This is a genomic window from Pseudomonas sp. MYb541 (genome assembly GCF_037479595.1).
Classification (GTDB): domain Bacteria; phylum Pseudomonadota; class Gammaproteobacteria; order Pseudomonadales; family Pseudomonadaceae; genus Aquipseudomonas; species Aquipseudomonas canadensis.
The window spans coordinates 1-24,382 of record NZ_JBBGYS010000007.1 but is presented as its reverse complement, the minus strand read 5'-3'; the positions used below and the strand labels follow the sequence as shown (position 1 = coordinate 24,382).

General features: G+C 61.4%; 20 protein-coding genes. 15 read left to right on the top strand and 5 right to left on the bottom strand.

Annotation, left to right across the window (positions count from 1 at the left end; translation table 11 throughout):
* Genes waaC through WH299_RS06195 form a run of 6 tightly spaced genes read left to right on the top strand, consistent with a single transcriptional unit; the run spans position 1 to position 5,911 of the window.
* Complete coding sequence (gene waaC / locus WH299_RS06220) at positions 1-1,062, top strand: lipopolysaccharide heptosyltransferase I (protein ID WP_122730532.1); 1,062 nt, start codon at positions 1-3, stop codon at positions 1,060-1,062.
* Positions 1,062-2,186, top strand: coding sequence for a glycosyltransferase family 4 protein (locus WH299_RS06215; protein WP_323623133.1), 1,125 nt, complete (start codon positions 1,062-1,064; stop codon positions 2,184-2,186). Before waaC ends, WH299_RS06215 begins: the two co-directional genes overlap by 1 nt.
* A complete protein-coding gene (gene rfaP / locus WH299_RS06210; protein WP_122730534.1) occupies positions 2,183-2,989 on the top strand; it encodes a lipopolysaccharide core heptose(I) kinase RfaP in 807 nt (268 codons plus the stop codon). The genes WH299_RS06215 and rfaP overlap by 4 nt, the downstream gene beginning before the upstream one ends.
* A complete protein-coding gene (locus WH299_RS06205) occupies positions 2,989-3,723 on the top strand; it encodes a lipopolysaccharide kinase InaA family protein (protein ID WP_122730535.1) in 735 nt (244 codons plus the stop codon). Before rfaP ends, WH299_RS06205 begins: the two co-directional genes overlap by 1 nt.
* Positions 3,720-4,472: a lipopolysaccharide kinase InaA family protein gene (locus WH299_RS06200; RefSeq protein ID WP_122730536.1), complete on the top strand. Its 753-nt coding sequence runs from the start codon at positions 3,720-3,722 to the stop codon at positions 4,470-4,472. The genes WH299_RS06205 and WH299_RS06200 overlap by 4 nt, the downstream gene beginning before the upstream one ends.
* Positions 4,472-5,911 carry a lipopolysaccharide kinase InaA family protein gene (locus WH299_RS06195; protein ID WP_339549870.1) on the top strand — a complete coding sequence of 480 codons (1,440 nt, stop codon included), beginning with the start codon at positions 4,472-4,474 and terminating at the stop codon, positions 5,909-5,911. The genes WH299_RS06200 and WH299_RS06195 overlap by 1 nt, the downstream gene beginning before the upstream one ends.
* 118 nt (positions 5,912-6,029) lie before the next feature.
* On the opposite strand, the gene WH299_RS06190 is transcribed toward WH299_RS06195, so the two are convergent.
* The gene (locus tag WH299_RS06190; RefSeq protein ID WP_339549868.1) at positions 6,030-8,129 is read right to left on the bottom strand and encodes a TonB-dependent receptor family protein; all 2,100 of its coding nucleotides are present in this window, start codon (positions 8,127-8,129) and stop codon (positions 6,030-6,032) included.
* A gap of 204 nt (positions 8,130-8,333) precedes the next feature.
* On the opposite strand from WH299_RS06190, the gene WH299_RS06185 reads away from it, so the two are divergent.
* The 6 genes from WH299_RS06185 to WH299_RS06160 all read left to right on the top strand — a co-directional run bounded on the left by WH299_RS06185 (position 8,334) and on the right by WH299_RS06160 (position 14,952).
* The gene (locus WH299_RS06185) at positions 8,334-8,672 is read left to right on the top strand and encodes a YceK/YidQ family lipoprotein (RefSeq protein WP_126569647.1); all 339 of its coding nucleotides are present in this window, start codon (positions 8,334-8,336) and stop codon (positions 8,670-8,672) included.
* A gap of 142 nt (positions 8,673-8,814) precedes the next feature.
* Positions 8,815-10,572, top strand: a complete 1,758-nt coding sequence (locus WH299_RS06180; protein WP_028615477.1) for a carbamoyltransferase family protein — start codon at positions 8,815-8,817, stop codon at positions 10,570-10,572.
* A complete protein-coding gene (locus WH299_RS06175; RefSeq protein ID WP_339496556.1) occupies positions 10,573-11,469 on the top strand; it encodes an antimicrobial resistance protein Mig-14 in 897 nt (298 codons plus the stop codon). It abuts the gene before it with no gap.
* Entirely contained in the window at positions 11,466-12,866 is a 1,401-nt protein-coding gene (locus WH299_RS06170; protein WP_305383443.1) for a PIG-L deacetylase family protein, read from the top strand. The genes WH299_RS06175 and WH299_RS06170 overlap by 4 nt, the downstream gene beginning before the upstream one ends.
* 59 nt (positions 12,867-12,925) lie before the next feature.
* A complete protein-coding gene (locus WH299_RS06165; RefSeq protein ID WP_323623125.1) occupies positions 12,926-14,074 on the top strand; it encodes a glycosyltransferase in 1,149 nt (382 codons plus the stop codon).
* Entirely contained in the window at positions 14,071-14,952 is an 882-nt protein-coding gene (locus WH299_RS06160) for a glycosyltransferase (protein WP_339549866.1), read from the top strand. Before WH299_RS06165 ends, WH299_RS06160 begins: the two co-directional genes overlap by 4 nt.
* 54 nt (positions 14,953-15,006) lie before the next feature.
* Here the strand turns inward: WH299_RS06160 and WH299_RS06155 are convergent, their stop codons facing one another.
* On the bottom strand, positions 15,007-16,863 hold the full coding sequence (locus WH299_RS06155; protein ID WP_126569644.1) for an O-antigen ligase family protein: 1,857 nt from the start codon (positions 16,861-16,863) through the stop codon (positions 15,007-15,009).
* Positions 16,864-17,021: 158 nt separating this feature from the next.
* Between WH299_RS06155 and msbA the strand changes: the two genes are divergently transcribed.
* From msbA to WH299_RS06140, 3 genes are all read left to right on the top strand, one after another.
* A complete protein-coding gene (msbA, locus tag WH299_RS06150) occupies positions 17,022-18,827 on the top strand; it encodes a lipid A export permease/ATP-binding protein MsbA (RefSeq protein ID WP_028615483.1) in 1,806 nt (601 codons plus the stop codon).
* A gap of 114 nt (positions 18,828-18,941) precedes the next feature.
* Complete coding sequence (hldE, locus tag WH299_RS06145; protein ID WP_016975611.1) at positions 18,942-20,366, top strand: bifunctional D-glycero-beta-D-manno-heptose-7-phosphate kinase/D-glycero-beta-D-manno-heptose 1-phosphate adenylyltransferase HldE; 1,425 nt, start codon at positions 18,942-18,944, stop codon at positions 20,364-20,366.
* Positions 20,359-21,294, top strand: a complete 936-nt coding sequence (locus tag WH299_RS06140) for an NAD-dependent epimerase/dehydratase family protein (protein WP_122730547.1) — start codon at positions 20,359-20,361, stop codon at positions 21,292-21,294. Before hldE ends, WH299_RS06140 begins: the two co-directional genes overlap by 8 nt.
* A gap of 66 nt (positions 21,295-21,360) precedes the next feature.
* Here the strand turns inward: WH299_RS06140 and WH299_RS06135 are convergent, their stop codons facing one another.
* Genes WH299_RS06135 through WH299_RS06125 form a run of 3 tightly spaced genes read right to left on the bottom strand, consistent with a single transcriptional unit; the run spans position 21,361 to position 24,346 of the window.
* Positions 21,361-22,320: a hypothetical protein gene (locus WH299_RS06135; protein WP_028615485.1), complete on the bottom strand. Its 960-nt coding sequence runs from the start codon at positions 22,318-22,320 to the stop codon at positions 21,361-21,363.
* Between the two features lie 41 nt (positions 22,321-22,361).
* On the bottom strand, positions 22,362-23,174 hold the full coding sequence (locus WH299_RS06130; protein ID WP_339549865.1) for an aldo/keto reductase: 813 nt from the start codon (positions 23,172-23,174) through the stop codon (positions 22,362-22,364).
* Entirely contained in the window at positions 23,171-24,346 is a 1,176-nt protein-coding gene (locus WH299_RS06125; RefSeq protein ID WP_323623122.1) for an NAD(P)/FAD-dependent oxidoreductase, read from the bottom strand. Before WH299_RS06125 ends, WH299_RS06130 begins: the two co-directional genes overlap by 4 nt.
* Positions 24,347-24,382 lie beyond the last annotated feature (36 nt).

Below are 24,382 nucleotides of genomic sequence, written 5' to 3'. Positions count from 1 at the left end.
TTGCGCGTACTGGTAATCAAGACCTCATCCCTGGGCGATGTGATTCATGCCTTGCCGGCCCTGACCGACGCGGCGCGGGCGATCCCCGGCATCCGATTCGACTGGGTGGTGGAGGAAGGCTTCGCCGAGATTCCCACCTGGCACCCGGCGGTCGACAAGGTGATCCCGGTGGCGATCCGCCGCTGGCGCAAGAACATCTGGCAGACCATCAAGAGTGGCGAATGGCGGCGCTTCAAGCAGCAAGTCCAGTCGACCAAATATGACCTGGTGATCGACGCCCAGGGACTGCTGAAAAGCGCCTGGCTGACCCGCTACGTGCGTGCGCCCATCGCGGGTTTCGACAAAAATTCCGCCCGTGAGCCGATGGCTGCACGTTTCTATTCCCGCCGCCTCGCCGTGGCGCGTGGGCAGCACGCGGTGGAGCGCTTGCGTCAGCTGTTCGCCGTGGCCCTCGGTTATGACTTGCCCAAGGGCTTGGGCGACTACGGCCTGAGCACTGAAAAGCTCCTGGGCTTGCCGCCGAAAAAGCCGTTTGTACTGCTGCTGCACGGCACCACCTGGGACACCAAGCACTGGCCCGAAGCCTACTGGCGCGAGCTGGCCGAGCGCATGGGGCGTCTGGGCGTGGATGTGAAATTGCCTTGGGGCAACGCCGCCGAAAAGGCCCGCGCCGAACGCCTGGCCCAAGGCCTGCAAAACGCCGAAGTGCTGCCCAAGTTGAACCTGGCCGGTGTCGCCCGGGTACTGGCCGGCGCCCGTGCCTGTGTGGCGGTGGACACCGGTCTCGGTCACTTGGCCGCCGCGCTGGATGTGCCGACCATTTCCCTGTTCGGCCCGACCAACCCCGGCCTCACCGGCGCCTACGGCAAGGGCCAGATTCACCTGGCCAGCGACTTCCCTTGCGCGCCGTGCCTGCAAAAACACTGTACCTATCAACCGACGGCCGACGACCTGCGTCGGTTCGACCTCAAGCGCGAGTCGCCCCTGTGCTTCACGCGCCTGAACCCTGAGCGTGTGGCAAGCCGACTGAGCACGTTGTTATTGGCTGAGGAGCTGCACTGATGCAACTGGCTTTTGTTTTGTACAAATATTTCCCCTTCGGTGGCCTGCAGCGCGACTTCATGCGCATCGCCCTGGAGTGCCAGCAGCGCGGCCACCAGATTCGTGTCTACACGCTGATCTGGGAAGGCGATATCCCGCCCGGTTTCGAAGTGCTGGTGGCGCCGGTCAAGGCGTTCTTCAACCATCGGCGCAATGAGAAACTCAGCGCCTGGATGGCCGCCGACCTGGCCAAGCGCCCGGTGGACCGTCTGATCGGCTTCAATAAAATGCCTGGCCTGGATGTGTATTACGCCGCCGACGGCTGCTTTGAAGACAAGGCGCAAAACCTGCGCCACTCGCTGTACCGCTATTTTGGCCGCTACAAGCACTTTGCCGAGTACGAGCGCGCGGTGTTCGCCAAGGACGCCAAGACCGAGGTCTTGATGATCTCCGAAGTGCAGCAGCCGCTGTTCATCAAACACTACGACACGCCGCTGGAGCGCTTCCATCTGCTGCCGCCGGGGATTGCCCAGGACCGCCGCGCGCCGCCGAATGCCGCAGAAATTCGCGAGGGTTTCCGTAAGGAATTCAACCTGGGCGACGACGATTTACTGCTGGTTCAGATCGGCTCGGGCTTCAAGACCAAGGGTGTCGACCGCAGCCTCAAGGCTGTGGCCGCGTTGCCGTCTGAGCTGAAAAAACGCACGCGCCTGTTTGTAATCGGCCAGGACGACCCCAAAGTATTCCAACTGCAAAGCGCCACGCTGGGCCTGGGGGACAACGTGCAGTTCCTCAAGGGCCGCAGTGATATCCCGCGCTTCCTGCTGGGCGCCGACCTGTTGATCCACCCGGCGTACAACGAAAACACCGGCACCGTATTGCTTGAAGCCCTGGTGGCCGGGCTGCCGGTGCTGGTCTCGGCCGTGTGTGGTTATGCCCACTACATTGGCGAAGCCGACAGCGGCCTGGTGCTGGATGAGCCGTTCGAACAAGCGCAGCTCAATCAGTACCTGACGAATATGCTCACTGACACTGCACGGCGCGCGGCCTGGAGCCGCAATGGTTTGGCCTTCGCTGAGACGGCCGACCTTTACAGCATGCCGCAGCACGCTGCGGATGTGATCCTGGCGGAGCCAAAACGATGAAATTGATTCTTGCCGAACCGTTCCAGACGTTATGGGCCGGGCTTGATGCCTTTGCCGAAGTCGAGAAACTGCAAGGCGAAGTATTCCGTGAGCTGGCGGCGCGTCGCACCCTGCGTACCGTGGTGGATGGCCGTCCGTATTTTGTGAAAATTCATCGCGGCATTGGCTGGGCGGAAATCTTCAAGAACCTGATCACCGCCAAGTTGCCGGTGCTAGGCGCTGGCTTGGAGTGGGATGCCATCCACCGCTTGCAGGAACTGGGCGTTCCGACCATGACTGGCGTGGCCTTCGGCGAAAAAGGCAGCAATCCGGCGGACCAGCACTCATTCATCATCACTGAAGAGCTGGCGCCGACCCTTAGCCTGGAAGACCTGACCATCAACTGGGTGGCCGAGCCTCCGGCGCCTGCGTTGCGTCATGCGCTCACCCATGAACTGGCGCGCATGGTCGGCGACATGCACCGTGGCGGTGTGAACCACCGCGACTGCTACCTGTGCCATTTCCTGCTGGACACTGCCAAGCCCATCGATGCGAAGAGCATCAAGCTGTCGGTGATCGACCTGCACCGCGCCCAATTGCGCGCGCACTTGCCGTTGCGCTGGCGCGACAAGGATCTCTCCGCGCTGTACTACTCGGCGCTGGAGATTGGCCTGACCCGTCGCGACAAACTGCGCTTCCTCAAGGGTTACTTCCGCCAGCCGCTGCGCCAGATTCTGGCCGAGCAATCGGCGTCGTTGAACCTGATGCAGCGCAAGGCCGACAAGCTCTACGCGCGCAAGCAGCGCCTCGGGGATGCAATCTGATGGCGGGTTGGAACCTGGAGCCTGCTTACGCCAATCTGGCGGATGATTTTGGAAGCCTCGAAGCGGTATTCGCCCTGCAAGGCGAGCGGCTGACCCGTGACCCACTGTCGGAAGTGATCCGCGTGGAGCGCGGCGGGGTCAATTACTACGTCAAGCGCTACACCGGCGCCGGCAAGGGCCTGCGGCGTTACTTGGGCAAGCCGCGGGTCAAGTCCGAATGGCAGAACCTCAAGCGCTTCGCCAAGTGGGGCATTCCCACCGCCGATGTGGTGGCCTGGGGTCTGGAACGCAAAGGCCTGGCCTACAACCGTGGGGCGATGATCACCCGCGAGCTGCCGAGGACCGAAGACCTCTCGGTGCTGGCCGAGCGCAACGACGCGCGCCTGAGCGACCCCAAGTGGGTCAATGCGGTGAGCCGCCAACTCGCCGAATACACGCGCACGATGCACGACCATCGGTTTACCCATAATGATTTGAAGTGGCGCAACCTGCTGATCGATGACCAGGCCACCCTGTACCTGATCGATTGCCCCAATGGCGATTTCTGGCGTGGGTTTTGGCTCAAGTACCGCATCACCAAAGACTTGGCCTGCCTGGACAAGGTGGCCAAATATCACCTGTCCGCCACCCAGCGCCTGCGCTTCTACATGCAGTACCGTCAGTGCCGGCACTTGAGTGCATCGGATAAAGAGCGGATTCGCCACGTGGTGAAGTTTTTCGAGGGACGCGAATGAGTGATTTCCTGGCGGCTGAAGACCGTGCGCTGTTGGAGCGGCACGGCCTGGCGACGTTCGATGCCTTGTGGGCCAAACAACTGGACGCGGTGGATGAACCCAATACCAGTCGCGGTGGCTGGAGCAGCGTGTTCCGCCTTGAACTCGACGGTCAGGGTTACTACCTCAAGCGCCAGAGTAATTACCTGACGCGCAGCTTGCACCGCCCTTTTGGCGAGCCGAGTTTTTCCCGCGAATTCCGCAATATCAGCCGTTATCGCAAGCTCGGTATTCCCGCCTTGCAAGCGGCGTTCTACGGCGAGCGTAAAGTTAACGGCGAACACCGCGCCATGTTGCTGACCCGCGCCCTGGACGGCTGGAATGACCTGGATTCGCTGCTGGAGCAGTGGGCGCAACTGAGCGATGCGCAGCACTGCGCGATCCTGCTGGCCTGCGGTCAGCTTGCGCGTCAATTGCACAGTGTCGGCCAGGTGCATGGCTGTTTCTATCCCAAGCATATTTTCCTACAGGCCACCGGCGACGGTTATGCCGCGCAGTTGATCGACCTGGAGAAAACCCGCCCGCTGCTGTTCGGCTGGCGTGATCGGGTCAAGGACCTGGAGCCGCTGTTGCGTCGTGCGCCGCAGTGGTCTCACGAGCAGGTGCGTCAACTGCTGGCTGCCTACCTCGATCAGCCGGAGGACGGCGCGCTGGTCGCCACTTGGCTACAGAAATTGACCGTCCGCCGCAGCCACAAGGAAAACCGTTGATGCGTTTGTCCGAGCTGAAAACCGCCGGCCGTTCCCCGGACTTGCCCCTGACACTTGAGCTGGCCGATGCGGCGGGCCCAGGTCAGTTGCAACTGTTAAGCCTGTTGCGCGTGCTGCCGGGCGAACGCTATGTAGGCGCCGCCGTGTGGCGTGGCCGTCCGGTGTTGGCCAAGTTACTGGTGGGCAGCAAGGCGGCACGGCACTTTCAGCGAGAGCTCAGCGGCGTGCGCCTGCTGGCCGAGCAAGGCCTGACCACGCCGTTGTTGCTGGCCGATGGCTTGCAGGAAGGCGAGGGCGGTTGGCTGCTGTTCGAATTCATCGAGGGCGCCGAAAGCCTGGCCGATGCCTGGCAGGCCGTCGAAGGGTTGCCGCCATTGGCTGACGAACAAACTGCGGTGCTGGCCGAAGCGCTGGGCGCAATTGCGCAGATGCACACTCGGGGGCTGTGGCAGGAAGACCTGCACCTGGACAACCTGCTGCGCCAAGACGGCAAGCTGTACCTGATCGATGGCGCCGGGATCCGCGTCGAAGAGGCGGGCAAGCCGTTGTCGCGCAACCGCGTCCTGGAAAACCTCGGCGTGTTTTTCGCCCAGTTGCCAAAGAATCTCGAACCGTTCACCGAAGAACTGCTGGTGTACTACCTGCTGAGCAATGGCGAGCACGCCCTGCCGTTGGAAGCCCTGGAGAAGCAGGTGCGCAAGGTCAGCGCCTGGCGCCTCAAGGACTTTTTGAACAAAGTCGGGCGCGAGTGCACCTTGTTCAGCGTGGTGCGTGGCGCTTTTGCCTTGCGCGCCATTCGCCGCGAAGAAGAGGCGGCGATGCTGCCGGTGCTGGAGCAGGCCGATTCGCTGCTGGATAAGGGCCATCTGTATAAAACCGGTGGTGCTGCCAGCGTGGCCAAGGTCGAAGTGGCTGGGCGTCAGTTGGTGATCAAACGCTACAACATCAAGGGTTTCGCCCATTGGCTCAAGCGCTTCTGGCGTCCGAGTCGCGCCTGGCATTCCTGGCGTGAAGGCAACCGCCTGGCGTTCCTCGGTATTGCCACGCCCAAGCCGCTGGCGGTACTGGAAAAACGCTTTTTCTGGTTGCGTAGCCGCGCGTACCTGATCACCGAATACCTGCCTGGCCAGGACATCATCGAACGCTTTGCGCCGTACGTTGAAAACGGCGATGCGCCGGAAAACGAGCTGCAGGCGCTGGATTACCTGTTCGCTGAACTGATCCGCGAGCGCATCAGCCATGGTGATTTCAAGGGGCACAACCTGTTTTGGGACACGGATCGCTGGTCGCTGATCGACCTTGATGCCATGTGCCAACACACCTCCGACGCCAGCTTTGCCTCAGCGTATGCCAAGGATCGTGCGCGGTTTATGCGTAACTGGCCATCGGAGAGTGCGTTGTACAAACTCATCGATCAGCGCTTGCCAGCTCAGGTTTGATCGCGGTCAAAATGTGGGAGCGGGCTTGCCCGCGAACAGGGTGTGTCAGTTAGTACATTTGTTGCTGACCTAACGCATTCGCAGGCAAGCCAGCTCCCACATGAGCCTTGTGGTGGTTTTAGAATTGGTACTCGGCACCAGCACCGGCGTACCACGAGCGGCCAGGAGCGGCTTCGTAGTAACGGTTGTTGCCATCGCCGACGATCACCGAGCCGACGTATTGGCGGTCGAGCAAGTTGTCCAGGCGCAGGGTCTGGTGGAAGGTCCAGTGTTCGACTTTCTGCTCAAAACGTGCGCGCCAGTTGAAGACGCTGTAGGCCGGCGCGGCACGCTGGCTGTTGGTGTCTTCGACATACACCTTGCTGCGGTACAGGCCTTCGATGGCGGTGCTGACCCAGTCGCGGGGCTTCCAGTTGAGTTCGGCGAACAGCGTGGTTTGCGGCACGCCGGGCAGGTAGTTGCCCTTGTCGACGGCGGTGCTGCCACCGCTGGTGAAGTCGCTGTCGTAGGTGGCTTGCAGGCGGGTGTAGGCGAGGTGGGTGCTCCAGTGTTCGCTGAGCTGGCTTTCGATGCCCAGTTCGAAGCCGCGGCGCAGGGTACGGCCGGCGTTTTGGTAAGTCGTACGGCCGCCGCTGGATTGCTGCACCACCAACTCGTCTTCGGTCGTGATCTGGAATACGGCGGCGTTGATGCGTGTGTCCTCGCCGACGCGTGCTTTCAGGCCCACCTCATACTGCGTGCTGACCGAAGGCTTGAGCGCGAAGTTGAAGCCGTTTGAGTTGCCGGAATATGCCGATTCAGCTTGCGTCGGGGTTTCAAAGCCTTTGCCAGCGCTGACGTAGCCATGCAAGTCAGGTGTGAAGGCGTACATGACGCTGACTGACGGTGTGTTCTTCTGGTAAGTCTTGCTGCCGCTGTCGTTGCCGTCGCCGAGGAAGTGGTCGTTTACTTTCATTTCCATGGTGCTGTGGCGTAGGCCTGCTTGCAGCGTCCAGTCACCGAGTAACCAGTTGGCTTGCACGAATGGGTCAAGGCTGGTGGCGGTGTCGATTTCGTCACGGCCAAGAGCGCCTTTTACGCCGTGAACGCCATTGACGGTGTTGGAATAGCCTTGGCGATCGTCCTGGCTGCGGTCGTAGTCGACGCCGGCGATCAGGGTCAGGTCGCCCGGAACGCTGGTGATAGGTTGCAACCAGTGGACGGAACCGCCGTAGAACTTGCGGTCGAACGCCACCACGCCGCCGCGCGCATTGGCAGGGTTGGTCACACCACTGGCGAACTTGTCAGGAATCGACAGGTACTGAATCACACTCCGCCGCCCTGTATACGCATTCACCTGCAACGTCGCATCACCGATGTAACGTTCGTAATTCATCCCCAATTGCTGATGATCGATACTTTTTCGCGTGTTGTAGGTGAGTGCATTGGCACTCACCGAGCGCGGATCGGCCTTGTACGCCGCCCAGGTCTGCCCCAACGGATCCTGCGTGCCGTTTTGTTCCAGGCTGCTGTAGATCAATGCGAGTTTGCTGTCGTCATCCGGCTGCAAGTTCAACTTGGCGAAGGTCTGGTCGCGGCGCGCGCTGCTGTGGTCGCGGTAGCCGTTGGTGTCCATGCGCGAGGCGTCGAGCACGAAGCCTGCGCCATTCGCTGCGCCCTCGGCGGTCAGGTGGTTCTTGTTCAAACCGTCGCTGCCCACCAGGGTTTCGGCGCCAATGCGCGGCGGGCCTTCGCCGTCGCGGGAGAACATCTGGATCACGCCGCCAGCATTGCTGCCATACAAGGTGGCCGCAGGGCCGCGCAGCACTTCGATGCGTTCAGCGGTGTCGAGGTTGAACGTGGCTGCCTGGCCCTGGCCATCCGGCGTGCTGGCGGGAATGCCATCGGCGATCAGCTTGATGCCGCGCACACCGAAGGCGGAGCGGGCGCCGAAGCCGCGGGAAGAAATCTGTAGGTCTTGGGCGTAGTTCTGGCGGTTCTGCACCACCAGACCCGGCACGCGGGCCAGCGCCTCGGAGGCATTGATGCCCAATTGGCCGTCGCTGATCTGCTCACGGCTGATGCCGTCGACCGAGTAGGGCAGGTCGAAGGTCGGGCTGGCGCTGCGTGAGCCGGTGACCACGCTGGGGTCGAGGATCAACGCGGCATCATCGGCCAGCGCAGGAGTGCTCAGGCCCAGCAGTAATAGGGCAAGGCGAGTGGAGGCAATTGTGTTCATGGAGAGGCCGGATCAGTGGCGCGACGCGTGGTAAGGAGCGTAGGCGCAAAAAAACGCGAGTTTAACGGCTGCCTCCCTCGTTTACCGAATTTCTGACACGTCAGACATATGGGACGTTTCCTACGCAACGTTACGTTGTCGGGTGACTGTAAATAGCTGGGTGCGGTGGTAGGTTTTTGGTCCCTCTACAGATTGGAGAGATTTATGATGTCTAACGTTGCAGGGTTATTGGCATTGCTGGGTGTGTCTTTGATGGTGGCCGGTTGCGGCACCATGACCACGGTGCTGCGTGAAGACAGTGCTACAGTCCAGTCGCTCAAAGCGAAAAAAACCTATTGCCAGTCGGTTCCGCGCGTTTACAGCGGAGTGGCTTATGACTTGTGCGTGCTGCATGCGCCACCGAACTCTGGAAGTGGGGTCTCCTTGAACGATGTTCCATGGCCTTTTCTCGATGTGCCCGTATCTGCTGTCCTGGATACATTTTTCTTGCCCTACACCATTTACCGCCAGAGTCAGGACGGCAGCATCGAGATCTTCCGCTGATCCCTCTTGACGCTTGCCGCTAACAGCTTCCCTTCGCTTTTAAGCTATAATCCCGCCCTTTAGCTGTTTCCTGCCCGGGCAGGAGGCACACTTTTTTCAGGCGCAACCCGCCTGCATGCAGACTAAAAGAGGCTAGACCCCTGTGGCATTGACGATTCTTGGCCTGTCCGGCGCCCTTAGCCATGATCCTTCCGCAGCCTTGTACATCGACGGCAAGCTGATCGCGGCCGCCGAAGAAGAGCGCTTCGTACGCGACAAACATGCAAAGAACCGCATGCCCTACGAATCGGCGAAGTTCTGCCTGGAACAAGCCGGCATCAAGCCTTCCGACGTTGACGTGGTGGCGATTCCGTTCGCCCCGATCAGCCTGTTCGGCGAGGCGCGCTGGCACTACGCCAAGCGTTACTGGTACGCCCCGGACCGCGCCCTTGACGCGATCCTGATGGGCAACCGTCGCTACAAGCGCTATCGCAACAAGATCGTCTGGTGCCTGGAGCAACTGGGCTTCGATCCAAAGAAAATCAAGATCGAGCCGGTTGAACACCACCTGGCCCACGCTTCCAGCGCCTACCACTGCTCCGGCTTCCAGGAGAAAACCGCGATCCTCGGCATCGACGGTAAAGGTGAGTACGCCACCACGTTCTTCGGCTACGGCGAAAACGGCAAGATCCACAAGATCAAGGAATTCTTTGACCCGGACTCCCTCGGCGGCCTGTACGGCGCGATCACTGAGTTCCTCGGTTTCGAGATGCTCGACGGCGAGTTCAAGGTCATGGGCATGGCGCCGTACGGCGACGCCAGCAAATACGACTTCTCGCGCCTGGCCTCCTTTGAAAACGGCGAGTTGGTGATCAATACCGAATACGCCAACGTCATCGGCCTGCGCCGCTACAAAGAAAAGGGCAAGGGGTTCTACTTCTCGCCAAAACTGATCGAGTGGCTGGGTCCGAAGCGCGAAGGCGATATCGCCGACGAGCCGTACATCCACTACGCCGCCAGCATGCAAGCGCTGTTCGAGAAGCTGGCGCTGCAGATGATCGACCACTACCTGGGCGACATTCTGAAAGACACCGGCAAGCTGGCCTTTGCTGGCGGCTGCGCGTTGAACGTCAAGCTGAACCAGAAGATCATTGCCCGCGACGACGTGAAGGAGCTGTTCGTGCAGCCAGCGTCCGGCGATGCCGGCACGGCTGTCGGTGCAGCGGCCTACGTGTCCCACGCCCGTGGTGTACCGGTCGAGAAGATGGAGCACGTCTACCTCGGCCCGTCCTACAGCAACGAAGAGGTGATTGCGGCGTGCGCCAAGCACGAAAGCAAGCCCGTGTGGCGCAAGATCGACAACATGCCGCAGCGCATCGCCAAGATCATGGTCGACGGCAACCCGGTGGCCTGGTTCCAAGGCCGCATGGAGTTTGGCCCGCGCGCCTTGGGCGGTCGTTCGATCATCGGTTGCCCGAGCGCCACCGGCGTGGCTGACCGCATCAACCACCAGATCAAGTTCCGCGAGCGCTGGAGGCCTTTCTGCCCGTCGATGCTCGACACTGTCGCCCCACAGATGATCAAGGTCGACCATCCGGCGCCGTTCATGACCTTCACCTTTGAAGTGGCGGAAGAGTGGAAGACCCGAGTGCCGGAAGTTGTCCATGAAGATGGCACCTCCCGCGCCCAGGTGCTCAAGCGCGAGTACAACCCGCGCTACTACGACATGATGAAAGAGCTGGAAGTGCTGACCGGTAACGGTGTGTCGCTGAACACCTCGCTCAACCGTCGTGGCGAAGCGATGATCTGCTCGCCGAAAGACGCGCTGGACATGTTCTTCGGCTCCGACCTGCAATACCTGATCATGGAAGACATCCTGGTCGTCAAAGACGGCGTGGACCCTTATGACGCCGTGGTCTAAATGCTGAACCGCTTCCAGGGTTGGCGTGAGCGTGGCTGGGCGCCAGTCGAGGCCGAGGTTTACGCCCAGGCCTGGCAGCGGTTCGGCGGCAGCGTGGCGACCCATCCGCAGATTGTCGAGCGGTTGGCGGGCCTGGCGCAGATTCCTGTGCGCTACCTGGGCTGGGAACAGGACGGCGAACTCAAGGGGGCGATTGCCACCTGGGGGCGCGACCTGGCCCTGTCCAAGGACGTGCTCAAACGCAGCGGCAAGAAAGGTTTGTTTGACCTGGGCAATGCCGAGATCATCCTGCCGATCGCTGCCGATGCGCAGTTGCCGGTGCGCCATCGCGGGCGCTACCTCTCAGCGCTGAACGAGGGTCGTATCAGCACCCTCAAGCCCCAGGCCGAGCAATTAGCCATGGCGCGTACCCCCGAAGACTTGTCGAAGAAGTTTCGCTACAACCAGCGCCGCGAACTGCGTCTGCTGGAAGAGGCGGGCGGCGTGGTGCGGGCGGTGAGCGAGTTTTCGAGCACGGAACTGGCGGCGATCTATTGCGATCTGTTCCAGCGCCGCTGGGGCTTTGCGGCCACGGGCGCCGAGCGCCTGGCCGAGGTGCTGGCGCTGCTCAAGGAGTTCCTGATCGGCTCGGTGCTGTTTCTCAACGATGCGCCAATTGCTGTGCAATTGGTGTATCGCGTCGAGGCGCCCGAGTGGACCAGCATTGAGTACGTCAACGGCGGGGTCGACCCTGAAACCCGCGCGTTCAGCCCCGGTAGCGTGTTGAGCTTCCTCAACACGCAAAGCGCCTGGGAACAGGCGCGTGCCGTGGATAAACCGCTGCGCTTTTCCTTCGGGCGTGCCGACCGTGAGTACAAGGAGCGCTGGTGCAACCCGGTGCCGGTGTTCAGCGTATGAGTCGCAAACAGCAACTGCTCAAGCGCCACCGGCGCAATAAACGCATTGCGCTGCTGATCGGGCTGCTGCTGTTGATCGCGGCCGGTGTGCTGGTGGCCTGGTGGCTGCCGCTGATCCTGGCGGTCGTGTTGTGGGTGGCCCACGAAGCCTGGTTTGCTGACCACCTGTTTTATTCGCCCAAGGATGACTACCAGTACCGTTTTGCGCCGAGTGGCCAACAGGTCGGGTTGCGTCTGGAAGGCAGCAGGTTGCTGGCCGATAGGCCGCTTGAGCTGGCTGGCGATGAAACGCTGATCGTCGAAGTACAGCTCAAGAGCAACCTGTGGGGGCGTTTATTTGATCCTGCGGTTGAGTTTCTGGACGATCGCCAGGCATTCGAGCGCGGCGTGGCCGGCAAGCGTTACCTGAACCTCACTGGCTCGGCGGCGGCATTGGCCGGCGGTGAACTGCGCCTGCGCGGTCGTTTTTGCCGCGTGATCGGCCAGCCTGTCTTGTGGGTATTTCGCCAGCCCGACGCTGCCCGACAGCGCGTGATGGTGATCGCGCCCCATGCCGACGATGCCGAGTTAGCTGCCTTCGGCCTGTACGGTCAGGCGGATGAAAGCTGGATCGTGACCCTGACGGCGGGTGAAATCGAGGCCGAGCACTATCAACAGATGGGCATGGCCAAGGCTGAAGCGGCGCGGATCAAAGGGCGCCTGCGCGCCTGGGACAGCATTGCCGTACCGCGCTGGGCCGGTGTGCCCGAGGCGCACTGCGTGCAACTGGGGTACTTCTGTCTGCAACTGCCGGCCATGCGTGACGCCCCCGATCAGCCCCAGGCATCGCGCGAAGCGCAGTTGGACGATACGCGGCTGTTCCGTCAGTTCAATGCCTTGGCGTTGCCGGGCGATGTAGACGGCGCGCCGACCTGGAACAACCTGATTGCCGACCTGCGCGCGGTGCTGCTCAAGGCGCGCCCCGAGGTGATTGTGTTGCCGACACCGGTGCTCGACCCGCACCCGGACCATATCTGCGCGCACACCGCCGTAGTGCGAGCCTTGCAGGGCCTTGAGTGGCAACCGACCACATTGCTTGGCTACGCCAATCATCTGCATGATAACGACCGTTGGCCCATGGGTGATTCAGGCGCCGGCATTGCTTTGCCGCCGCAGTTCGATGCCGCTCAGGTACTTGAGCCCTATTGCCGCGTGCTGAGCCTGAGCCAGCAGCAGGACAAGGCCATGGCGCTGGGCATGATGCATGACCTGCAGCCCCGGGCACCGTTCAAGCGTCGGGTGCGTCGCTTGTTGCAGCAATGGCTTGCGCGTCGTGGTCCATCGCCTTACGGCGAGAATGAATTTTTCCGCAAGGCCGTGCGCCGTCACGAGCTGCTTTGGGTGCTGAAGCAGGACTGAAATTGAATTTTTTCGTCGGGCTGCCCGCGTGTAGCCGCCCGATTGCCTCATGGAGTGATATGAAGCCTCGTTTCAAGGTTTTGCAATTGCAGCCTGACTACAACGTCAAACTCAATGATTTCGCCGATCTTGGCGAGCAGATCGTCAAGGCGTTGCCGACCGAGCGGTTTGAGGTGACGTCGGCCTTCCTCAGTGGGCGACCGCAGCCGGGACAGCCGTTGAGCGTGGCGGATCACTCCAAATATTTCGAGTTTCCCGAAAAAGCGCTCAAGGGCATTCGCCTGGGCGCCATGTGGGAGATCTACAAGTACTGCCGCGAGCAGAAGTTCGACGTGGTCATCTGTAATCGCTTCAAGTCGGTGAACATGATGCTGTCGCTCAACCGCTGGTTGAAGATTCCATTGTGCATTGGTATCTCCCACGGTTTCGGCGAGTACGAGCGTGCCTATCGCCGGCGCCAGACGCGTCGTTTGGTCAGCCCGGCCTGGCGTTTTGTCGGGGTGTCGGCGGCGGTCAGGGATTACCTGGTCGGCCTCAAATGCGGCTTTACCCACGAGAACACCACCTTCGTCACCAACGCCATCGATATTCCGCAGGCCGAAGCTTTGCAGTTGCCACGCGAGCAGGCGCGCCAGGCGCTCGGGCTGCCGCTCGACGCGCGGATCATCGGCGCATTGGGACGCCTGGTGCCGATCAAGGGCCATACGCATCTGTTGCAGGCGTTCGCGCGCCTCAAGGACAAATACCCCAACGCCCAGGTCGGCATCATCGGTTCCGGCCGTGCCGAGGCGGATTTGCGTGGGGACATAGAGCGTCTCGGCCTCACTGGCCGTGCGCACCTGCTGGGCTTTCGCGAGGATGGCCTCAAGTATGTGCGTGCCTTCGATATCTGGACCATGCCTTCCTTGCTTGAGGGCCTGGGCCTGGCGCTACTGGAAGGCATGAGCGGACGCTTGCCGGTGATTGCCTCCAACGGCCCGGCCATGCTGCCGCTGGTTGAAGGGGCGGGCGGCTTGTCCCACGAGCCTGGCAATGTCGAGCAACTGACTACTGCCCTGGACACTTACCTGGCCATGAGCGATGAGCAATTGCGCGCCAAGGGTGAACAGGTGTTCCGTTACCTGGAAGAAAACCACGCACTGGCTGAATTCCAGCAGAAGTACCTGAACCTCATCGAAACCGGTTTGAAAGAAGTAGGTAGAGCATGACCGCGCAACAACCCCTGGTCTCGGTGATTATCGCGTCCTATAACCACGGCCGGTATATCGAAGAGAGCATCCTCAGCGTGCTCGGCCAGACGTACCCGAATATCGAACTGCTGGTGGTGGATGACGGCTCCAAGGATGACAGTGTCGAGCGCATCCAACGCTTGCAGGCCGAGCACGGCTTTGATTTCCAGGTGCAGCAGAACCAGGGGCTGACCGCCACGCTCAACGGTGCCATCGCCCGCGCCAAGGGCAGCCTGATCGCTCCGTTCGGCTCGGATGACATCATGCTGCCGGACCGTATCGCCACCCAGGTGGCGTATATGGCAGACAAACCCAAGGTGGGCATGTGCGCCGGCAATATCGAGCTGATCGACGGTGATGGCAACCTGCACCCGGAGAAAAAACAGCGCCGCGACGTACCGTTTCGCAGTCTCGACTTCGACGATATGTTCATGGATCGCAAGCCTTTCCCGCCAGCACCAACCATGCTGATCCGCCGCGACGTGCTGGAGGAGGTCGGCGGCTTCGACCCGCTGATTCCCCTGGAAGACCTGCTGATCCAGCTGAAGATCACTGCTGCCGGCTACACGATCGACGCCCTGGGCGTGGTAATGGCGCAGTATCGGCAGCACGCGAGCAACACCTACAAGAACCACCGCTACATGATCCAGAATATTCTCAAGACGTATGCCCAGTTCAGCGAACACCCGGCTTATGACGCCGTGCGCTACAACTTCCTGAACTCGATGTTCCTCAAGACAGCCGACCGTGACCGGCCATTGGCGCGGGAAATCCTCAAGCAGATCCCGCTGAAGTTCTGGGGGCGCAAGACCTTGCGTGGCTTGGTGCGGTTGTATCTGGCGCCTCTGAGGAAGTGAGGCGGCAGGCGAAATGAAAAAGGCGACTATCAGCAGTGATAGTCGCCTTTTTTATCAGGCGGCGGTGCTGGCCAACGCCAGTACGTGCTCGCGGATTTTCGCGGTGGCGCCTGGGCTGGCGACCGACGCATAACCTTTGGCCAACTGTTCGAAGTGAGTTTCGAACAGCCAGGCGCGGTCCTGCGGATAGCGCTGCATATGGCGAAGGTTGCGCTGGCGCAACGCGTTGCGCAGCGGCGACGGGTAGATGCGCAGGTCGGCGATATCGATCAGGCCGAACTCACCGTCGTCCATCAACAGTACGTTGCCCAAGTGCAGCGAGCGGAAGTACACGCCGCGCTCATGCAGTTGGGCCATGAACTGGCCAAAGCGTTCGATCAGCGATTCACGCAGGCTGTTGTCCAGGCTTTGCAGGGCCTGGCGCAGGGTCAGGCCGGGCAGTGGCGTGTAGCTGACGGCACTGCTGGCGTCGCGCAGTCGATAGACACCGAGAATCTGCGGCGTGGGGATACCCAGGGAGCGCAATTGCTCGGCGTTGCTGGCAAACCGTTCGGAGTAAGGGTTGAAGCTGCCTGAGGTATACCATCGGCGCGGGCGGAACACTTTGAGGAAGCGACCGTTGGCCAGGCGCAGGACCTTCGGGCCCAGGCCGTCGGCTTCGATCACGTGGGCATCGGCGCACAGTTGCTCGAAGTCTTCAGGCTGCAGGTTTTGCACCGGTATGCGCAGCAGGCTGCGGCGGCGCTGGGCGATGCTCAGGCCGGTGATGATGGCCAGTGGGATCCACAGCAGGAACCAGTGCTCCTTGGGCCGTGACAGAATGCCACCGCCTTCGGTCAAGCCGGCGCCGATGCCATAGGCAAGCAGCGACGAGGCCAGGATAAACAGGGGTTGTGCCCGTTCCTTGAGGCCTTTGTACAGGCCCCAGCCGAGCATGAAGATCCATGGGATAAAACCGATGATCCCGACGTAATACAGCACGCCCAGGGCAAAACTGTGCGGCTCGCGCAGCTCGTTGCCGTCGGCCAGGGTCAGGTACAGCTCGGAGTCATAGCTGTGGCCGATCCATGGATGTTCAGCAATGCGCTGCAGGGACATGCCCCACAATTCGAAGCGGAATGAGCTGCCGCGATTGGTGATCACCTCGGGGTAGAGCAGCAGAAGCCCTGCGGCGCCCAGGATCATGCCTGCGATCAGCCAGGCTGAGCGGCGGTTGCGGCTGACGAAGGTCATCCACAGGATGGTCAGTGTCAGGGCTACCAGCGGTGTGCGCGAGCCTGTGGCCAGAACCGCCGCGAGCATGACTGCCAGGGCCGGGACGCTGAACCACAGCACTTTCAGGCGCTGGGTGGTCATGCAGACATAGAGCCAGTAGACGCAGAAGAAACCGAATAGATGAGAGCTGAGCAGCGGGTTGTCGAGGGCGCCACGTCCACCGATCATGCGCATGCCCGGTTCGAAGCCTTTGACGAACGCCACCAGGTTGCACAGGCTCACCACCAGTGCAATTACAGCTGCACTGAAGAAGATCGGCTTGAACAGTTCGTTGCGGTAGTGCAGCAGCAGACCGCAGCCGCCAAACAGCATGAAGGTATTGAGCGGGCGCTTGAACAGGTCGGTGTCGGCGGTGGGCTCGGGGCTCCACAGCAGGCTGGTCATGGCCCAGGCGGAGAAGACCAGGAATGCGAGCGCCAGGGGCTCGCGCAGTAACTCTTTCAGCTCCCGCGGGCGCATGCACAACATGAACAGGGTCGGTACGCTGAACAGGATGTAGACGATTCGATGCAGCACGTTGCGGTTGGATACGAAGAACAGCGAACTCAGCAATAACAACAAGCCAATGGGCAAAATCCACAGGACCAGGAAGTCGAAAACGCGATTTGAGCCATAGATCAGGCGCTTGGAGTGCATACAGTAAAGCCATTCCATTTTGAGAAAGCCAACCATCTTAAAGTAGTGGCTATGTAATGTCGCTGGTCGGGTCCGACCAGGCTGTGGGTCATGCAGGGTGCAAGTACAACAGAGAAGCTGTGCTAAAGTCAGCCTCCTTTTTCAAAACGCCGCGTGATATGACCGACTCCAGTCCGAGCGCAAGCCCTTCGAGCTTGAAAATATACTTCCGCCTGCTCAGTTACGTTAAGCCCTACGCCGGCTTGTTCGCGCTGAGCATCGTCGGATTTCTGATTTTCGCGTCGACCCAGCCAATGCTGGGGTACATCCTCAAGTACTTCGTCGACGGCCTTTCCAATCCTGAAGCGGTGCTGTTCCCCAGCGTGCCATTCCTGCGGGACCTGCAATTGCTGCAGGCCGTGCCGCTGCTGATCATCCTGATTGCCGCCTGGCAGGGCCTCGGTTCGTTCCTTGGCAACTACCTGCTGGCCAAGGTTTCCCTGGGCCTGGTGCACGACCTGCGGGTGCAGTTGTTCAACAACCTGCTGACACTGCCGAACCGCTACTTCGACAACCACAACTCCGGGCACCTGATTTCCCGTATCACCTTCAACGTGACCATGGTCACGGGCGCGGCCACTGATGCTATTAAAGTGGTGATTCGCGAAGGCATGACGGTGATCTTCCTGTTCGCCTCGCTGCTGTACATGAACTGGCGCCTGACGCTGGTGATGATCGCCATCCTGCCGTTGATTGCAGTGATGGTGAGCACGGCCAGCAAGAAATTTCGCAAGCAGAGCAAGAAGATCCAGGTGGCCATGGGCGACGTGACCCACGTCGCGTCGGAAACCATCCAGGGCTATCGCGTCGTGCGCAGCTTTGGTGGCGAAGTCTACGAGGAAAAACGTTTCCTCAAGGCCAGCCAGAGCAACACCGACAAGCAACTGCGCATGACCCGTACCGGGGCGATCTACACGCCGGCGCTGCAACTGGTGATCTACACCGCGATGGCGGTGCTGATGTTCCTGGTCCTTTATCTTCGCGGTGATGCTTCGGCGGGTGACATGGTGGCCTATATCACCTTGGCCGGCCTGTTGCCCAAGCCGATTCGCCAGCTTTCGGAAGTCAGCTCGACGATTCAGAAGGGTGTGGCGGGCGCCGAAAGCATTTTTGAACAGCTGGACGAAGAGGTCGAAGTTGACCGCGGCACGATCGAGCGTGAAAAAGTCAGCGGTCGTCTTGACGTACGCAACCTCAATTTCACCTACCCAGGCACCGAACGCCATGTGCTCAAGGACATCAGCTTTACCGCCGAGCCTGGGCAGATGATCGCCCTGGTAGGGCGTTCGGGCAGTGGCAAATCGACCCTGGCCAGCCTGATCCCGCGTTTCTATCATCATGAAAGCGGCGAGATCCTGCTGGACGGCGTCGAGATCGAAAATTACAAGCTGCTCAACCTGCGCAAGCACATCGCCCAGGTGACCCAGCACGTGACGCTGTTCAGCGACACTGTGACCAACAACATCGCCTATGGCGACTTGGCGGGTGCACCTCGGGCGGACGTTGAAGCCGCCGCGGCGGATGCCAATGCCAAGGACTTCATCGACCAGTTGCCCAAGGGCTTCGACACCCAGGTCGGCGAAAACGGCGTGTTGCTGTCCGGCGGCCAACGCCAGCGCCTGGCGATTGCCCGTGCCTTGCTCAAGAACGCGCCGTTGCTGATTCTCGACGAGGCCACCTCGGCCCTCGACACCGAGTCCGAGCGCCACATTCAGGCGGCGCTGGACAAGGTCATGCAAGGTCGCACCACGCTGGTGATCGCGCACCGTTTGTCCACCATCGAGAAAGCTGACCTGATCCTGGTGATGGACGACGGTCGGATTGTCGAGCGTGGCACTCACGGCGAACTGTTGGCCCAGAACGGCTACTACGCCCGCCTGCATGCCATGGGGCTGGATGCGCCAGTTTCCGCCGACATCACCTGAGCCTCCCTTGTAGGAGCCGGCTTGCCGGTTCCTGCATTGCAAAACCCTCCCGCAATCCTCCTGTAACCCTGTGCTAATATCGCGCCCCTGTTCATTTTGTATGTGGGTTGCTCCATGAAGTTGTCCATGCCGCGATTCGATCAAGCCCCTGTCTTGGTGGTCGGCGATGTCATGCTCGACCGTTACTGGCATGGCGGTACCTCACGGATTTCCCCTGAGGCGCCGGTACCGGTAGTCAAGGTCGAGCAAATCGAAGACCGTCCAGGCGGCGCTGCCAACGTTGCCCTCAATATTGCCGCCCTCGGCGCCCCGGCCTCCCTGGTGGGTGTGACCGGCGACGATGAAGCCGCCGACAGCCTGGCCAATAGCCTGCGCGGTGCTGGCGTGCGCGCGCTGTTCCAGCGCATTGCCCACCAGCCGACCATCGTCAAGCTGCGGGTCATGAGCCGGCACCAGCAATTGCTGCGTATCGATTTCGAAGAACCCTTCAGCACCGACGCCCTCGCCCTCAGTAGCCAGGTCGACCAGTTGCTCGAAGGCATCAAGGTGCTGGTGTTGTCCGACTACGGCAAAGGCGCCTTGAAGAATCACCAGGAACTGATCCAGGCCGCCAAGGCCAAGGGCATTCCGGTATTGGCCGATCCCAAGGGCAAGGACTTCTCGATTTATCGCGGAGCCAGCCTGATCACGCCCAATCTCAGCGAATTTGAAGCCATCGTCGGCGGTTGCACCGATGAGCACGACTTGGTGACCAAGGGCGCGGCGTTGATGGCCGACCTCGACCTGGGCGCCTTGCTGGTAACCCGTGGCGAGCACGGCATGACCTTGCTGCGTCCTGGCCACCCGGCGATGCACCTGCCGGCACGTGCCCGTGAAGTGTTCGACGTTACCGGCGCCGGCGACACCGTGATCTCCACCCTGGCCGCCTCGATTGCGGCGGGCGAAGAACTGCCCCACGCCGTGGCCCTGGCCAACCTGGCGGCGGGCATTGTGGTGGGCAAATTGGGTACTGCTGCCATCAGCGCGCCTGAATTGCGTCGTGCGATCCAGCGCTCCGAAGGTTCGGAACGCGGTGTGCTGACCATCGAGCAACTGCTGCTGGCGATTGACGATGCCCGTGCCCATGGCGAAAGCATTGTGTTCACCAATGGCTGCTTCGACATCCTGCACGCTGGTCATGTGACTTACCTGGAGCAAGCGAGCGCCCAAGGCGACCGCCTGATCGTGGCGGTCAACGATGACGCCTCGGTGAGTCGCCTGAAAGGCCCTGGCCGTCCGATCAACAGCGTCGACCGTCGCATGGCGGTGCTGGCTGGCCTGGGCGCGGTGGACTGGGTGATCAGCTTCCCTGAAGCGACCCCGGAAAACCTGCTGGCCCAGGTCAAGCCGGACGTTCTGGTCAAGGGTGGCGATTACTCCGTCGACCAGGTCGTAGGGGCGGATATCGTCAGCGCCTACGGCGGCAAGGTCAAAGTGCTGGGCCTGGTCGAGAACAGCTCGACCACCGCCATTGTCGAGAAGATCCGCAACAATGAGTAACGCTGATAAGTGGGTCCTGATCACCGGCGGTGCCGGCTTTATCGGCTCGCACCTGGTCGATGCACTGCTTGCCAAAGGCTATGGCGTGCGAGTGCTGGATAACCTGTCCACCGGCAAGGGCAGCAATTTGCCGCTGGACAATCCACGCGTCGAACTGCTGGAAGGTGATGTGGCCGATGCCGAGCTGGTGGCCCGTGCCGCTGTCGGCGCAACGGCGGTGGTGCACCTGGCGGCAGTGGCCTCGGTGCAGGCCTCGGTGGATGATCCGGTCAGCACGCACCAGAGCAATTTCGTCGGCACCTTGAATGTCTGCGAAGCCATGCGCAAGGCTGGCGTAAAACGCGTGGTGTATGCCTCCAGCGCGGCGGTCTATGGCAACAATGGCGAAGGCGCTTCGATTGACGAAGACACTACCAAGGCGCCATTGACGCCCTATGCGTCCGACAAGCTGGCCAGTGAGTTCTACTTCGACTTCTATCGTCGCCAGCATGGCCTGGAACCGGTGATCTTCCGCTTCTTCAATATCTTCGGGCCCCGCCAGGACCCGTCATCGCCGTATTCCGGCGTGATCAGCATCTTCAGCGAACGCGTGCAGCAGGGCGTGCCGATTGCCGTGTTTGGCGATGGCGAGCAAACCCGTGACTTCATGTACGTGGAAGACCTGGTGGACGTGTTGGTGCAGGCCATCGAAGCGCCGGACGCACCGTTGGGCGCGATCAACGTGGGCTGGAACCGCACGACTACCCTCAAGCAGGTGCTGCAGGCGTTGGAAGAAATTGTCGGCAAGTTGCCGACGGTGACTTACGGGCCGGCGCGTTCCGGGGATATTCGCCACTCGCGGGCGAATAACCAGCGCTTGCTGGCGAGCTTCAAGTTGCCCGAGCCCACTCCGTTGAAGGTCGGGTTGGAACGCTTGCTCGAAGGCTGAACGCAATCAAATGTGGGAGCTGGCTGGCCAGCTCCCACCATAGCCAGTTCCCATATCGCGTTGGCGTCAGGCCTTGGCTTTTTTCTTGGGCACAATCTTGCGCAGTACCCGCTGTGCCAGGCGCTTCAATTTCGACTCTTTCTCCGGCTCCGCCAAGCCCTGCTGGCGTAGCCAATCCTTCCAGCGAATCCGCTCCTCACGCACCAGCCAGCCTTCCTGCTGGGCGAAGCTTTCCGCCAGGTACAAACCCCGTGTACTCGCCGGGTACAGCTGGTCTTTCTTGACGGTGTACAACTCGGCCAAGGGCTGGCCGTCTTTCAATGGCATCAGGTACAGGTCAGGACGCTGGCGGTCCAGGCGTGCCACCAGTTGATCGCCTTCCAGGCGCTCGTCTACATGGAACAGGCTCAGGGACTTGGCTTCCTTGGGCACTTCCAGACGCAGGTCATAGATCAGTTGCAGGGAGGCGGTGGGCAGGTGCACATAAGCGCGTGGGCGCTCGATCAATTGGGTGGTGGCGCAGCGTACCGGCCGGGCGGCACCGGACAGCGGACTGAGGCGAAAGGGCAGGGCTTCACGGTAATGCAGCGCTGCGGAATAGGGCGCCGGTAGCCAGGTGTCGTTGAAGCGTCCGCCCAGCCAGCCTTCCGGCGTCTCCAGCAGGCACTCTTCGGCGATTTCCTGGATGGCAGTGTGCAGCGGCAGGTTCAGTTCATGGGCGGGCACGTAGCCGGAGATCAGCTTGAGCACCACATCGCCACGGTCCTGGCGGCGTTGGCGCACCAGCACCCAGTAATCGCGGTTCTGCCAATGCAAGGTCAGGCGAACCGATACGCCGAGGTTGGCCAGTTCCAGGGCGAAACGTTCTGGGTCGGCCACCTCCACCGGTTTGCGCCGTTGCAGGGTCTGGGCAAAGTTGAGCGGCATGCCGACGCTCTGGTAACTCAGGCCTTCGGGGGTGGCTTCGACGTGCAGCGGCAGTGTCTTGAAGTTGCTGGGGTTTTTTCTTATGAGCGTTCGCGGCATGTCGGCTCCTTCTTGCGACGGGGTCGGCCGCGTGGGCGGCATCAGAGTTGACGAATGACCTGGGCAGCGGTCGCCACGTTATGGGCCAGGTGCAGCGGATTAATGGTCCCGACAATAGCACTGGCGATGCCCGTTTGCGCAAACAACAGCATGAAACTCGCACGAATTGGATCCATTCCAGGCTCCAGGCAAACATGGCCACTGGCCAAGGCCTTTTTCACTAGGATGCCTTTGCCGTGGGTCGCCGCATAATCAATGACGGCTTTCTCGGCCTGTTCGTTCAAATTGTAGGTGACCATGGCGCAATCGCCCTGTTCCAGAGCCTTCACTCCGCCTTCGACGGTTTTGCCGGAGAAGCCGAAACCACGGATCTTGCCTGCCTTTTTCAGCTCGGCCAGGGTCTGGTAGACCTCACAGTCGTTGAGGATATGCAGGTCGTTACCGTCGGAGTGCACCAGCACTAGGTCGATAAAATCGGTTTCAAGTCGTTTCAAACTGCGCTCGATCGACAGGCGGGTGTGGGCCGCGCTGAAGTCGTGACTGGACAGGCCATTTTCGAACTCTTCACCGACCTTGCTGACAATCACCCAGTCCTGGCGTTGACCGCGCAACAGTGGCCCCAGGCGTTCCTCGCTCATGCCGTAGGCCGGCGCGGTGTCGATCAGGTTGATGCCCAGTTCGCGCGCCTGTCGCAATAGCATGCGCGCCTCGTCGTCACCAGGAATCTGGAAGCCGCTGGGGTACTTCACCCCTTGGTCGCGGCCCAGCTTGACGGTGCCCAGGCCCAGTGGCGAGACCATCAGGCCGGTGCTGCCCAGGGGGCGATGCAGGTCGTGCAGGGTGGGCAGGCTCATGGCAACAGTTGCTCCCAGGCAGGTACGCCGATGGCGGGTTTTGGCAGGTCGGGCAGGGGCTCGCTGGCGCTTGGGCGGATGCCGTCACGTTCCAGGCTGGTGATCACCCGATCGGCGAAGTCCGGCGCCAGGGCCAGTTTGGTCGGCCAGCCCACCAACAGGCGGCCCTCCTCGGCGATGAAGGCGTTGTCGGGACGGGTCAGGCCCGATTGCAGTGGCTCGGCACGGTCGACCCGCAGGGTAGCCCACTGGGTTTGGCTCATGTCGATCCACGGGAGCAATTGCGCCAGTTCTTTCTGCGCGGTGGCAATCTGCTCTTCCGGCGTGCGCGCTACGCCGTCGGCTTCGGCAATGTCGCCGCCCATGTACCACACCCAGTTGCCATCGGCGGCCGGGTGAGTGGTGACGGTGATGCGCGGCTTGGTGCCGCCGCCCAGGCAGTGGGCGTACAACGGCTTCAGGCCAGGCCCTTTGGCGATGATCATGTGCAGGGGGCGCTTTTGCATCGCCGGCTGGCTCAGCCCCAGCGCGGTCAGCAGATCCGCCGTGCCCGCGCCGGCACTCAACACGATGCGCTGGGCGCGGATTTCGCGGCCGTCTACTTTCAAACCGATGAGTGTGTTGCCTTCCAGCAAGGGTTCGATGTGCTGCCCAGCGAGCAAACCATCACCGGCCAGCTGGGCCAGGCGCTTGATCAGGCTCGGTACGTCGATAACCAGCTCTGCCAGGCGATAGACCTTGCCCTTGAAGCGACGGTCTTGCAGGGCTGGCGGCAGGTCGTCGCCCTTGACCTGATCGACACGGCCGCGCACGGCCTTGCTGGCGAAGAAGCTGGTGAGGTTGCCGGCAATCGTGCCGGGCGACCACAGGTAATGGGCTTCGGACAGCAGGCGCACGCCGGTCAGGTCCAGCTCACCGTTGCCCGCCAGCGCTTCACGCCAGCGGCGCGGCATGTCGGCAATGGCTTCGGAGGCGCCAGTGAGGGCGCCGTGCAGGGCGTATTTGGCACCGCCGTGAATGATCCCTTGGGACTTCACGCTTTGCCCGCCGCCCAGGGTGGCGCTTTCCACCAACACCGTGGAAAACCCCTGGCGGCGCAGGCGCGCATTCAGCCAGAGGCCGGCAACCCCGGCGCCGACAATCAGAACGTCGGTGGAAATAACGGATGGCATGGGCGACCTCAGTGTTCAAGACAAGAGGCGCAGTAT